Below are 12,512 nucleotides of genomic sequence, written 5' to 3'. Positions count from 1 at the left end.
GGGCGCCCGGCACGCCGTACTGCTCGGGTCGCACGGGCTGCCGCGCGGCGCCACCTCCGGCATGGGGCAGGACCTCGCCGACACCATCTCGGCGGCCATGACCGGCATCCAGGCGTACAGCCGGGCCACCGCGCAGTTCGTGGGCGACCCGGACTTCCAGTGGCGGCAGACCGTCATCGAGTTCGAGCACGGCTGGATCTTCCTGATCGCGGCCGGCGACGGCGCCTTCCTGGCCGCCTCCGCCGCGCCCGACTGCGACATCGACCGGTTCACCGCGCGGCTGGCCGACGCGGTGCCGTCGCTGGCCGCGAGCGGTGCGACCGGTGCGGGGAGGTCCGGCGATGCATGACGCACCCGGCGGCCCCGACGAGGGACCGGAACTCACGTCGTCGTTAGTACCCCTGTTCGTGATCACCGAGGGGCGCGCGCTGCCCCCGGACCACGAGTACGAGCACACCACGCTGGTGACCGCCCAGAACGCGCCGGTCGCCGCGACCCGCGCGCTGTCCCCGGAGGCACGCAGGGTCACGGACCTGGTCGCCGACGGTTTCCTGTCCCTGGCCGAGGTGTCCGCCCACACCCGGCTGCCGCTGGGCATCGTGCGCATCCTGGTGGCGCAGCTGGACAACGACGGTCTCCTCCTGGTGCGAAAGCCCATCCCACGCGCCGAACGGGTCGACCGCGAACTGCTCAGCGCTGTGCTCGACGGCCTGAGAAACCAATTCGGAGCGTGACCCGTGACACTCACAACTGATGCCGCCCAGTCACCGGAGTACCTGAACCCGGACGTCTCCCACTCCGTGAAGGTCCTCGTGGTGGGCCACTTCGGGGTGGGCAAGACCACCTACATCGGCTCCATCTCCGAGATCGAGCCGCTGAAGACCGAGGAGACCATCACCGAGGCCAGCGCGGGCTTCGACGACCTGTCGGGCGTCCCCGACAAGACCACCACCACGGTGGCGATGGACTTCGGCCGCCGCACGCTCAGCAACACGCTGGTCCTCTATCTCTTCGGAACGCCCGGTCAGGAGCGCTTCAAGGAGATGTGGGAGGCGCTGTCCCGGGGCGCGCTGGGCGCGCTGGTCATCGTCGACCCCTCGCGGCTGGACCAGAGCTTCGCCGTCCTGGACCTGGTCGAGCGGTTCGGTCTGACGTACGCCATCGGCGTCAACCGTTTCGACGACACCGCCGCCTACCCGCTCGACGAGGTGCGCGAGGCGCTGAACCTGCCCGCGGACACCCCGGTCGTGGAGTGCGACGTCCGCGACAGCCAGTCGTCGGCGAAGGCGCTGATCGCCCTCGTGGAACACCTGATGACCCATTTCGGCTAGGAGCCACGGCATGCAGCAGTCCAACACCCCCGAGATACCGCCCGGCTGCCCCGCGCACGGCAATGTCCAGTTGTTCGGGGGCGACTTCGGCTCCGATCCCGAACGCCACTACGACCTGCTGCGCTCGATGGGCCCGAGCGCGCCGGTCGACATCGCGCCGGGCGTCGAGGTCGAGCTGGTCACCGGCTACGACGAGGCCCTGTACTTCCTCCAGAACCCGGCCTGGTTCGTCCGTGACTCCCGCCGCTGGAACGCGCTGAACGAGGGGCGGGTGCCCGAGGACAGCCCGGCGCTGCCCATGATGGGCTACCGGCCCAACGCGCTGTTCAGCGACGGCGCGGCGCACGCCCGGCTGCGGCGGGCGGTCACCGACAGTCTGGCCACCATCGACGAACTCCAGTTCGTCCGCCAGACCCAACAGTCCGCGGACTACCTGATCAGCCAGTTCGGTACCACGGCGCGCGGCCAGGCCGACCTGATGGCCGACTACGCCCAGCCGCTGCCGCTGCTGGTCTTCAGCGAACTGTTCGGCTGCCCGCCGGAGATCGGCGACCGGGTCGTCGTCGGCATCAGCGGGATCTTCGACGGCACGCCCGGCGCGGACGAGGTGCTGGGCGGCGCGCTGGCCGAGCTGATCGCGCTCAAGCGTCGGCAGCCCGGCGACGATCTGACGTCCCGTCTGATGCAGCACTCCGCCGAGCTGACCGACGAGGAGGTGCTGCACCAGCTGGTCACGCTGCTGTCCGGCGGCACCGCGCCGCTGGCCGCCGCCATCGGCACCAGCGCGGCGCTCTACCTCAGCGAGGAGTGGCGCTCCGGTCTGCCGGTCGAGGACGCGGTCGTGCAGACCCTGTGGGACTACGCGCCGATCGCCAACTACGCGGGGCACTACCCGACCCACGACGTCGAGCTGGCCGGCCGGACGCTGCGGGCCGGCGATCCGATCCTGATCTCGTTCGCCGCGGCCAACACCGACCCGAAGCTGAAGCGGCACCGCGAGCAGCTCAGCAAGGCGCACCTGGCGTTCGGCGCCGGGCCGCACGCGTGCCCCGCCAAGGATCCGGCGTTCCAGATGACGGTCACCGCCGTCGAGGCCGTGCTCAACCGGCTGCCGGACGTCGAACTGCGGGTCCCGTTCACGGACCTGCCGTGGATTCCGGCGCCGTGGAGCCGGTGCCTGGTGACCCTGCCGGTGCGGTTCACGCCGCGCTCGGCGCCCGCCGCCGCCGGGCCGGCCGCGAGCCGGCCGGCCCCCGCCTCGGTCCAGCCGCAGCACACCGTCTCCGCCGCCCGGCCCGCGGCCCCCGCCGCGCCGCAGCGCAAGGGGGGCCTCTTCAGCAACTTCGTGGCGTGGATCAAGGGCGAGTGACGTGACGCAAGTAACCCTGTGAGAACAGACGGTTATTGGATGTAGTGATCATCTTCCGGGTACGTATGGCGGCTGCTGCTGAGAAAGGAGCTGCCATCATGGGGAGTCTCTCCACCCCATCCACCGATCGCCGCACCGCCGTCGCGCTCTTCTCTCGCCTGCGGACCCCGCAGGGCCAGGCCGACCCGTTCCCCCTCTACGAGAAGCTCCGCTCCAGGGGCGCGGTCAGCCCGGCCCCCTGGGGCGGTCACCTCGTCACCGGCTACGACCTGTGTGCCGCGGTGCTGCGCGACAACGGCTGGCTGGAGCCGGACAAGGAGTGGCGGGCCCGGCAGGGGCCGCGCACCCGCTGGAGCGCGCCGTCGTCGCGGGAGATCAGCAACACGCTGCCCGCGCTCAACCCGCCGGAGCACACCCGGGTGCGCCGCGCGGCCGGTTCGTTCGACCGCGGCACCATCCAGGAACTGGGCCGGACCGTCGACGGCATCGTCGACGGTCTGCTCGACTCCTTCAGCGCGCGACTGCGCGAGGAGGGCGAGGCCGACTTCGCGGCGCTGGTGAGCGAGCGGCTGCCGATCGCCACCGTCGGCAGCTGGCTGGCGCTGCCGGCCGCGGACTGGGACCGGCTGCGCGACCTGACCCACGAGCAGGTCTTCACCCAGGAACTGCTGCCGTCCGCCAGCCAGCTCACCCGGTCCGACGTGGCGCTGGCCGAACTGCGCACGTACTTCCTGGACCTGATCCGGCATCGGCGCACCCATCTCGGCGAGGACCCCGTCTCCCGCTGGATACGCACCTGGGACGCGCTGGAGCCGGACCGGGACAAGGCCGACGAAGGGGTCTACTTCCTGGCCCTGTTCGTGCTCCTCGCGGCCCTGGAGACCACGTCCACCCTGCTCTCGACGATGGTGCTGTTCCTGACGGAGAGACCCGGGCGCCGCGATCCGCTGACCGCCTCCCCCGACCTGGTCCCCGCCTTCGTGGAGGAGACCCTGCGCTACGACCCGCCCACCCACGTCATCAGCCGGGTCGCCGCCACCGACCGCGTCCTGGGCGGCTTCGAGGTCCGCGCGGACGAGATGATCCACCTCATGGTCGGCGCCGCCCACCACGACCCGGCCCGGTACCCCGACCCCGGCCGGTTCGACCTCTCCCGCAACTTCGCCCAGCACCTCGGCTTCAGCGGCGGCATCCACTACTGCCTCGGTGCCCCGCTGGCCCGCCTCGAAGCCCAGACCCTGCTCCGCCGCCTCGTCACCCGTCTGCCCCGCCTCACCCTCGTACGGCGCCCGCCCCGGGCCCCGCGCGTGGTCTTCCGGCGCCTACTGAGCCTGGATGTCGCCCTCGCATGAACCACATACCCGCATCCGCCCCCGTCACCGGCTTCAAGGCCGTCGACGTCACCCAGGACGGCCCCGTCCTGCGCGTCCTGCTGGATCCCCACGGCACGGACCCCACCCTGAGCACCGCCGTCGTCGACGATCTGCTCGCCCTGCTCGACTCGCTGCACGACCGGCCCGACCTGCGGGTCCTGGTGCTGTCCTCGGCCGGCCCCGACTTCTGCTCCGGCGCCGACCGCACGGAGTACGAGGCCGCCCTCGGCGACGCGAGCCTGCGCCGCCTGCTCGACAAGGCGCAGCGGCTGTGCCGGGCGCTGGAGGAGTGCCACGCCGTCACCGTCGCCCGGCTGCACGGCAAGGTGATCGGCGCCGGCCTGGCGCTGGCCGCCTACTGCGATCTGCGGGCCGGCGCGGACGACTGCCGGTTCCGGATGCCGGAGGTGGGGCTCGGCCTGCCACCGGCCTGGGGCGGCGCGATGGGCCGGCTGATCGCCGAGGCGGGCGCCGCCCGGATCCGCGAACTCATGCTGACCTGCGACGTGTTCGACGCGGAGACGGCCCACCGGCTCGGCCTGCTGCACAAGTCCGTCCCGCTGGACCGGCTCGACCACGCCGTCGACGGCTGGACCAGATCCCTCGCCCGGCGCTCCCCCGAGGCGCTGGTCCTGACCAAACGCATGCTCACCGGCTACGCGCGGGCGCACCGCACGGCGGACATCGCGCTGCTCGACGCGCATCTGCTCAGCTCCCACCTCGGCCAGGTCGCCGCCCGGCGGCCGGCCGGCTGACCCGCGCTCCGCGGGCCTCTTTCCCCCCGGAGAGGCTCGCGGCTCCGCTCACGCCTGGGCGCGGTCCGCCGGGTGCCGGTCGCTCTTCCAGAAGCCGGAGAACGTGATGCGGTCCTTGGGCAGGCCGGCCCGGTGCAGATGGCGGCGGCCCTCGGCGGCCAGTCGCTGTTCGCCGACCACGAAGGCGTAGCCGCCCGGGTCCACGTCGGTGTGGTCGCGCAGCGCGGCCAGCGCCGCCGTGCCGGGCACCGCGTGCGGGTCGGCGCGCGGTATCCAGTCGATGTGCGTGCCGGGCGGGCAGACCAGGCCGGCCCGGCGGTCGGCGTCCGCCGGCACCTCCTGGAGCACCCGGACCGCGGGCGGCTTCGGGGCCTCGGCGAGCGAGCGCAGGATGCCCGCGACGGCCGGCAGCCCGCTCTCGTCGGCGACCAGCAGCACCCGGCCGGCGTCGGCCGGCGCGTCCCACATCAGCCCCTGGTCGAGCAGGGCCATCTCCTCGCCGGGCCGCACCGCGCACGCCCACACCGCGACGCCGCCCTCGATCTCGCCGTCCGCGCCGCGGTGCACGACGACGTCGATGTCGAGTTCGCCGGCCTCGGCGCGGAAGCCGGCCACCGTGTAGTTGGCGCAGTAGGGGCGGGTCTCGTCGGGCATCGCGAGGAACGGCTTCCACCAGGTCTCGGCCTCCACCTCGGGGGCGTGGAAGCGCTCCTGGTGCGGATAGCGGAAGAACAGCCGGAACCAGTGGTCGTAGCCGCCCCACGGGAACGCGCGGAGCGCCTCGCCGCGCACCGTCACCCGGTGCATGTTCGGCGTGAGACGGGCGCTGTGCACGACCGTGGCGGGGAAGAGTCTCGGATCGCGGCGGCTCGGACGCTTGCTGGAGGTCATGAAGGTTAGGCTAAGCTAAGTTCGTGATCATCGCCACGACGCCGACCGAGGCCGCCCGCCGGCCACGCCGGCCGCGGCCCACCCGCGCCTCCCGCGCCGGTGCCCTCCTCGCCCTGTGCGCGGTGCTCGCCCTCTGCTGCCTGGCCAGCGTTCTGCTGGGCAGCAACCGGCTGGCGCCCGCCGCGGTCCTGCACGGCCTGCTGCACCCGGGGTCGGGCACCGACGCCGCCGTCGTCTACGGCTCCCGGGTGCCGCGTACGGTCATCGGCCTGCTGGTCGGGGTGTGCCTCGGGGTCGGCGGGGCGGTGATGCAGGGCCACACCCGCAACCCGCTGGCGGACCCCGGCCTGTTCGGCGTCTCGGCGGGCGCCGGTCTCGCGGTCGTCCTCGGCATCGTCGCGTTCGGCGTGTCGGGCGGCGCCGCCTCGGTCGGCTTCGCGCTGGCCGGCGCGCTGGTGGCGAGCCTGGCCGCGTTCGCCGTCACGGTGGCCGGCAGCGGCACCGCGAGCCCGGTGCCGCTGGCGCTCGCCGGTACGGCGGTCTCCGCGCTGCTGGGCGCGTTCACCTCGTTCCTGACCCTGGCCGACCGGGAGAGCCTGCGCAGCTACCAGCTGTGGGTGGTCGGCTCGCTGTCCGGGCGGCAACTCGACGACATCTGGGCGGCCGTGCCGTTCGCGGCGGCCGGACTCGTCCTCGCGGCACTCAACGTACGCGCCCTGGACAACCTGGCCCTCGGCGAGGAACTCGCCCGCGGCCTGGGCGAGAACCTGCTCGTGGCCCGGGCGGTCGGGCTCACCGCCATCACCCTGCTCACCGCCGCCGCGACGGCGGCGGCCGGGCCGATCGCCTTCGTCGGCCTGGTCGTGCCGCACCTGGCGCGGGCGCTGGTCGGGGCCGGCCACCGGTGGCTGCTGCCCGCCGCCGCGCTGACCGGCGCCCTGCTGGTGCTGGGCGCGGACATCGTGGGCCGGCTGATCGGCGGCTTCGCGGAGATCCAGGTGGGCATCGTGCTGGCCGTCCTCGGCGGACCGTTCTTCGTGGCGGTGGCCCGGCGCCGGTCGCTGGTGAGCCTGTGAGCACCGCGTCCGCCACCCAAGAAGCCCGGCGCGGGCTGCTCGTCGGCCCGCTCGGCTTCGCCTGGCGCCCCCGCGTGCTGGCCGTCACCTGCGCCGCGCTGCTGCTCACCCTCGCCCTGGTGGTCACCGCGATCGCGGTCGGCGGCTCGGAGGTCGGGGTGCCCGGCATCCTGCGCGCGCTCATCGGCCGCGGCGACCCCGTCGAGCGGCTCATCGTCGTCGACCTGCGGCTGCCCCGGGTGCTCACCGGCGCGCTGGTCGGCCTCGCGCTCGGCGTCGCCGGGGCCCTGATGCAGACCGTCACCCGCAACGCGCTCGCCACCCCCGACGTCGTCGGCGTCAGCTCCGGCGCGTCGTTCGGCGCGGTCGCCGCGATCGTCATCGGCGGCGGCGGAGAGAGCGTCGGCGGCGCGCTGCTGGGCGCGGGCGTGCCCGCCGTCGCGGCGCTCGGCGCGATCCTGGCCGCCGCGCTGGTGTACGGGCTCGGCTGGCGCGGCGGGGTGCACGGCTACCGGCTGGTGCTGGTCGGCATCGGGGTCGGGGCGGTCCTGGACGCGGGCACCAGTTATCTGCTCGCGCAGGCCCGGATCACCCAGGTGACGGCCGCCTCGCAGTGGCTGGTGGGCTCGGTCTCGGGTTCCTCCTGGGACGGGGTGTGGCCGCTGCTCGGCGTCGTCGCCGTCCTCGTCCCGCTCGCGCTGGCCGGCAGCGCGGCCTTGAGCGTGTCGCACCTCGGCGACGAGATCGCGCGCGGCGTCGGACTGCCGGTCCAGCTCCACCGGCTGGTGGTGCTGCTGCTGACGGTGCTGCTGACGGCGGCCTCGGTGGCGGCGGCCGGACCGGTCGGCTTCGTCGCGTTCGTGGCCCCGCAGATCGCCGTACGGGCGGCCGGCGCCACCCGTCCCCCGCTGCTGCTGTCCGGGCTGACCGGCGGCTGTCTGGTGCTGGCCGCCGACACGCTGGCCCGCACCGTCTTCCCGTGGGACGTGCCGGTCGGGATCGTGACCACCGCGCTCGGCGCGCCCTGTCTGATCTGGCTGCTGCTGCGCAACCGCAAGGAGTTGACGACGTGACCGCTCCGGTCCTTGAAGCCCGGGGCGTGACCCTCGGCTACGACGGCCGCACCGTGCTGCGCGGACTGGACCTCGGCATCGAGGCGGGCACCGTCACGACGCTGCTCGGCGCCAACGGGTGCGGCAAGTCGACCCTGTTGAAGGCGTTCGGACGGCTGCTGGCCCCGAGCGCCGGCACGGTCCTGCTGGAGGGCGAGCCGCTCAGGCGGCAGCGGTCCCGGGCGGTCGCGCGCCGGCTGGCGATCCTGCCGCAGAACCCGGTCGCCCCGCCCGGCACCAGCGTGCGCGACCTGGTGATGCGCGGCCGCAACCCGCACCAGAGCTGGGCCCGGCCCTGGACCCCCGCCGACGACGCGGTGGTCGACCGGGTCCTCGCCGACACCGGCCTGACCGAGGCCGCCGACCGCCCGGTGACCGAACTCTCCGGCGGCCAGCGGCAGCGCGCCTGGATCGCCCTGGTCCTCGCCCAGCAGGCGCCGACCCTGCTCCTGGACGAGCCGACCACCTTCCTCGACCTCGCCCACCAGCTCGACGTACTGCGGCTGGTGCGCCGGGTGAACCGGGAGTCGGGGACCACCGTCGTGATGGTCCTGCACGACCTCGGCCTCGCCGCCCGCTACTCCGACCGTCTGGTGGTCATCGGCGACGGCGGCGTGCTCGCCGACGGCGCCCCGCACGACGTACTCGAACCGGACCTGCTGGCGCGCGCGTTCGGACTGCGCGCCCGGGTGATCCCCGACCCGGTCACCGGCACCCCGCTCGTGCTGCCGGAGGAGAACGACGCCCCGGTCGCCCTCCCCGCCCCCCGTGAGACTAGGAGCAACGCCACACCATGAGAGCTGTCCCCCGCCTCCTCCCGATAGCGGCCGCTGTCGCCGCCCTCGCCGCCCTGACCGCCTGCTCCTCCGAGTCGTCCGGCTCGGACACCGCTAAGTCCGCCGCCTCCGGGGGCTCCTGGTCCTTCACCGACGACCTCGGCAAGACCGTCACCCTCGACCAGGCCCCGACCCGGGTGGCCGGCATCAACGACCAGGTGGTCCCGCTGCTGCACTACGGCCTGGAGCCGGTCGCGTCCTGGGGCTACTCGTCCATCAAGGACGACGCCCGCTTCGACGACCTGAACACCTCCGGCATCACCCAGATCGGCACCGCCTACGGCGAGATCGACCTGGAAAAGCTGGCGGCGGCCCGGCCCGACGTCATCGTCTCCGAGGTCTACCCGACGGACGCCAAGGGCACCATCGACAAGACCCAGCCCGACTACGGCTTCAAGGATCTCGCCCAGCAGAAGCAGGTCGAGGCGATCGCGCCGGTCATCACGGTCCTGCTCGGCGGCGACGGCGGCGACGTCGTCGACAGCACCACCAAGCTCGCCGAGGCGCTCGGCGCCGACTCCGCGACCGTCGACAAGGCGAAGCAGCGGTACGCCACCGCCGCGGCCGGCCTGAAGAAGGCGGTGGCCGCCAACCCGGTCACGGTGACCGCGCTGTACGCCGACAGCGACGGCGTCAGCGTCGCCAAGGCGCACGAGGACCCGGCCCTCGACCTGCTCGCCGACCTCGGCGTGACGTTCTTCGAGCCGAAGCCCGAGGGCTACTACTGGGGCAACTACAGCTGGGAGAACGCCGGGCAGATCGGCGGCGACCTGTGGCTGCTCCAGCAGGCCGGCTACGACACCGCGCAGCTGAAGAAGCAGCCCACCGTCGCGGACGCCCCCGCGCTCACCTCCGGCCAGGTGCGGCCGTGGGTCTCCGCCGCGCTGGACTACGTGTCGCAGGCCGACTACATCGAGCGGCTCACCGGCTGGATCACGGACGCGCAGCCGGTCACCGACTGATCCTGCTGCCCGGCCCCGGTCAGTCACCGAGACCGGGATGGTCCCGCAGCTGCCGACGGGAGGTGACGCCGAGCTTGCGGAAGATGCTGCGCAGGTGCGCGTCGATGGTGCGCGGGCTGAGGAACAGCCGGGCGGCGACCTCCTTGGAGGTCGCGCCGGTGGCGACCAGCCGGGCGATGTACGCCTCCTGCGCGGTCAGCCGGTCCTGGGCGGGCCGTCCGGACCGGGCGGGGGCCACCTCCCCGGTGGCCCGCAGTTCGTCGGCGGCCCGCCGGGCGAACGCCTCGACGCCCGCCTGGGACAGCAGCTCGTACGCGGTGCGCAGCTGCGGCCGGCAGTCGCGCCGGCGGCCCTGGCGGCGCAGCCACTCCCCGTACAGCAGATGGGCCCTGGCCAGGTACGGCACCAGCGGGCTCTTCTCCAGGTGCTCGACGGCCTCCCGGTAGTGGTCCTCGACGCCGGTGACCAGGCCGCGCGCGTAGGCCGCGATGCCCAGGCCGGTGACCGTGCCGCCGGCCGCGGTGCGTTCGGTCAGCGACTCCAGGGCGGTGCCGGCCGCCTCGCGCGCACCGCACCGGACCGCCGCCTCGATCAGCTCGGGCAGCGAGAACCCGGCGAGGAACAGGTCGCCGGGTGCGACGGCCCGCCGGGCCGCGTCCAGCGCGGCCGGGTAGTCGCCCAGGCCGTTGTGGAGCACGGCCGCCGCCCAGTGGGTGTTGGCGACCAGTTGCCCCGAACCGTGCGCCGTGGCCGCCGCGGTGACCGTGTCGAACAGCTCCAGCGCCGCCGCGCGGCGGCCCCGCAGCGCGGCCAGTTGCAGCCGGTGGTACGTCACCGGCGGCCCGCCGGTCGCGTCGGCGAGCGCCGCCTCCTCCACCACGGCGGCCTCCGCCTGCCCGAGGTCGCCGGAGAGCGCCGCGCCGGACACCGTCTGGGCCAGGCCGAGACGCAGCAGCAGCGGGGAGCCGGACGCGCGGCCGGTCTTCATCAGCCAGTCGGTGATCGCCGCGTGGGTGTGCGGGTCCCACAGTTCGCTGGCGAGGATGACGGCGAGGGCGGGCCGGCTGGTCCACAGCGGGGTGTCGGCACCGTCCAGGGCCGCGCGCAGCAGCGGGACCGCCGCCCGGTGTCCGTCCCGCTCCAGCCGGATCAGGGCGTCCAGGACATCGGGGGCGCGGGACACCGGCGGCGCGGACCGGGCGGCGGCCAGCACCGTGTCCATCACCCCGGCGGCCCGGCCGACGACCAGGCTCATCTCCAGCGCGTCCAGGAAGCACGCGCGGGACCGTTCCGGGTCGGAGCCGGCCAGCCGCTGGGCGGCGCGCAGCATGAACAGCGGGCCGTTGCCGTCGTTGTGCCGGGAGAAGGCGAGCCGGCCGCGCAGCAGGTCGACCCGGGCGTGCTGGTCGGTGTCCAGGGCGGTGTGCTCGACGGTGGTGAGCAGTTCGGCGGCGGCGTCGGTGAGTCCGGCGTCCAGTCCCGCCCGGACCGCCGTGAGGGTGCGTTCGGTGCGCTTGGCGGTGTCCAGGGACAGGGCCGCCGCGCGTTCCAGGAAGGCCGCGGCGGCCACCACTCCGCCGCGGGACCGGGCGCGGTCGGCGGAGCGTTCCAGTTCGGCGGCGATGTCCTCGTCGGGACCGGTGCCGGCCTGGGCGCGGTGCCAGGCCCGCCGGTCGGGGTCGAGGACCGGGTCGGTGACCTCGGCCAGCACCCGGTGGGCGGTGTGCCGCAGGGCGGGCGGCGCGGCCCGGTAGACGGCGGACCGGGCCAGCGGGTGGCAGAAGCGGACTCGGGTGCCGAACTCGATCAGCCCGGTGCCGGTCGCCGCCGCGCCGGCCGTCGCCGGGTCGAGACCCAGGCGCCGGGCGGCGGGCCACAGCAGCCCCGGGTCGCCGGTCGGATCGGCGCTCGCGACGGTCAGCAGCAGCCGCGCCGCGTCGGCCAGTCCGGCCAGCCTGGCCCGGAACCCGCGCTCGATCCGGGTCGGCACGGACGAGGTGTCCGGCGCGCCGAACCCGCCGGCCCGGGGCAGTTCGAGCAGCGCGAGCGGGTTGCCCCGGGCCTCGGCCAGCAGCCGCCGGTACACCTGGTCGTCGACCGCCACATGCCCCCGCGCGGCCAGCAGCGCCCGCGCGTCGGCATCACCCAGCCCACCGACCGGCAGCACGGGCAGGTCGTCCAGTCCGCTCGCGGTCGGACCGGGGAGATCGTCCAGCCGGCCGGCGGTCGGACCGGGGAGGTCGTCCGGCCCGCCCGCCGCCGGACCGGGCAGGTCGTCCGCCGGCGGCTGCGACCGGGCCGCGAACACCAGGGCGACCGGTTCGCAGCCGACCCGCCGGGCCAGGAAGGCCAGCACCTGCGAGGACGCCGCGTCCAGCCAGTGCGCGTCGTCGACCAGGCACAGCAGCGGCCGTTCGCGGGCCGCGCAGGCCAGCAGCTCCAGGGCCGCGAGGCCGATCCGGAACACGTCCGGCGCCCCGGTGGCCAGCCCGAACGCGTTCCGCAGCGCCGCGCGGTGTCCCTCGGGCAGGTCGGCGAGGTGCGGCAGCAGCGGTACGCAGAGCTGGTGCAGGGCGGCGAACGGCAGCTCCCGCTCGTACTGCGACCCGGCCGCCCGGACGGTGCGCAGCCCGGTGGCCGCCCGCCCGGCGTGTGCCAGCAGCGCGCTCTTGCCGATGCCCGCCTCGCCGCGCAGGACCAGCGCCCCGCCCCGGCCCTCGCGGGCGGCGGCGGTCAGCTCGTCGAGACGGCGCATCTCCGCGTGCCTGCCTATGAGTTGCGCGGAAGGTGGTGCCGACGTCATGGCG

At 74.5% G+C, this 12,512-nt stretch carries 12 protein-coding genes; 10 read left to right on the top strand and 2 right to left on the bottom strand.

Annotated elements, in window-relative coordinates:
- The 6 genes from ACTT8P_RS15405 to ACTT8P_RS15380 all read left to right on the top strand — a co-directional run.
- A partial coding sequence (locus ACTT8P_RS15405) for a roadblock/LC7 domain-containing protein (RefSeq protein WP_442832199.1) occupies positions 1-349 on the top strand: 349 nt, incomplete at its 5' end.
- Positions 342-734 (top strand): DUF742 domain-containing protein, encoded by a 393-nt coding sequence (locus tag ACTT8P_RS15400; protein WP_442832198.1) that lies wholly within the window; start codon positions 342-344, stop codon positions 732-734. The genes ACTT8P_RS15405 and ACTT8P_RS15400, both read left to right, overlap by 8 nt.
- Before the next feature lie 66 nt (positions 735-800).
- Entirely contained in the window at positions 801-1,331 is a 531-nt protein-coding gene (locus ACTT8P_RS15395; RefSeq protein WP_442832200.1) for a GTP-binding protein, read from the top strand.
- 10 nt (positions 1,332-1,341) lie between these two features.
- A complete protein-coding gene (locus ACTT8P_RS15390; protein ID WP_442832197.1) occupies positions 1,342-2,700 on the top strand; it encodes a cytochrome P450 in 1,359 nt (452 codons plus the stop codon).
- Positions 2,701-2,798: 98 nt separating this feature from the next.
- A complete protein-coding gene (locus ACTT8P_RS15385; RefSeq protein WP_442832196.1) occupies positions 2,799-4,052 on the top strand; it encodes a cytochrome P450 in 1,254 nt (417 codons plus the stop codon).
- Positions 4,049-4,828 (top strand): enoyl-CoA hydratase/isomerase family protein, encoded by a 780-nt coding sequence (locus ACTT8P_RS15380; protein WP_442832195.1) that lies wholly within the window; start codon positions 4,049-4,051, stop codon positions 4,826-4,828. Before ACTT8P_RS15385 ends, ACTT8P_RS15380 begins: the two co-directional genes overlap by 4 nt.
- Positions 4,829-4,876: 48 nt before the next feature.
- Here ACTT8P_RS15380 and ACTT8P_RS15375 read toward each other — a convergent pair whose 3' ends face one another.
- Positions 4,877-5,719: a siderophore-interacting protein gene (locus tag ACTT8P_RS15375; RefSeq protein ID WP_442832194.1), complete on the bottom strand. Its 843-nt coding sequence runs from the start codon at positions 5,717-5,719 to the stop codon at positions 4,877-4,879.
- 23 nt (positions 5,720-5,742) lie between these two features.
- Between ACTT8P_RS15375 and ACTT8P_RS15370 the strand changes: the two genes are divergently transcribed.
- Genes ACTT8P_RS15370 through ACTT8P_RS15355 form a run of 4 tightly spaced genes read left to right on the top strand, consistent with a single transcriptional unit; the run spans position 5,743 to position 9,705 of the window.
- Positions 5,743-6,795 carry a FecCD family ABC transporter permease gene (locus ACTT8P_RS15370; RefSeq protein ID WP_442832193.1) on the top strand — a complete coding sequence of 351 codons (1,053 nt, stop codon included), beginning with the start codon at positions 5,743-5,745 and terminating at the stop codon, positions 6,793-6,795.
- Positions 6,792-7,868, top strand: coding sequence for a FecCD family ABC transporter permease (locus tag ACTT8P_RS15365; protein WP_442832192.1), 1,077 nt, complete (start codon positions 6,792-6,794; stop codon positions 7,866-7,868). The genes ACTT8P_RS15370 and ACTT8P_RS15365 overlap by 4 nt, the downstream gene beginning before the upstream one ends.
- Positions 7,865-8,704 (top strand): ABC transporter ATP-binding protein, encoded by an 840-nt coding sequence (locus ACTT8P_RS15360; protein WP_442832191.1) that lies wholly within the window; start codon positions 7,865-7,867, stop codon positions 8,702-8,704. The genes ACTT8P_RS15365 and ACTT8P_RS15360 overlap by 4 nt, the downstream gene beginning before the upstream one ends.
- Entirely contained in the window at positions 8,701-9,705 is a 1,005-nt protein-coding gene (locus ACTT8P_RS15355) for an ABC transporter substrate-binding protein (RefSeq protein ID WP_442832190.1), read from the top strand. The genes ACTT8P_RS15360 and ACTT8P_RS15355 overlap by 4 nt, the downstream gene beginning before the upstream one ends.
- Before the next feature lie 19 nt (positions 9,706-9,724).
- Here the strand turns inward: ACTT8P_RS15355 and ACTT8P_RS15350 are convergent, their stop codons facing one another.
- Positions 9,725-12,508, bottom strand: a complete 2,784-nt coding sequence (locus ACTT8P_RS15350) for an AAA family ATPase (RefSeq protein WP_442832189.1) — start codon at positions 12,506-12,508, stop codon at positions 9,725-9,727.
- Between the last annotated feature and the right edge of the window lie 4 nt (positions 12,509-12,512).

The organism is Streptomyces sp. JW3, from assembly GCF_052216785.1.
GTDB lineage: Bacteria > Actinomycetota > Actinomycetes > Streptomycetales > Streptomycetaceae > Streptomyces.
This window is presented reverse-complemented; position numbering and strand designations above follow the sequence as displayed.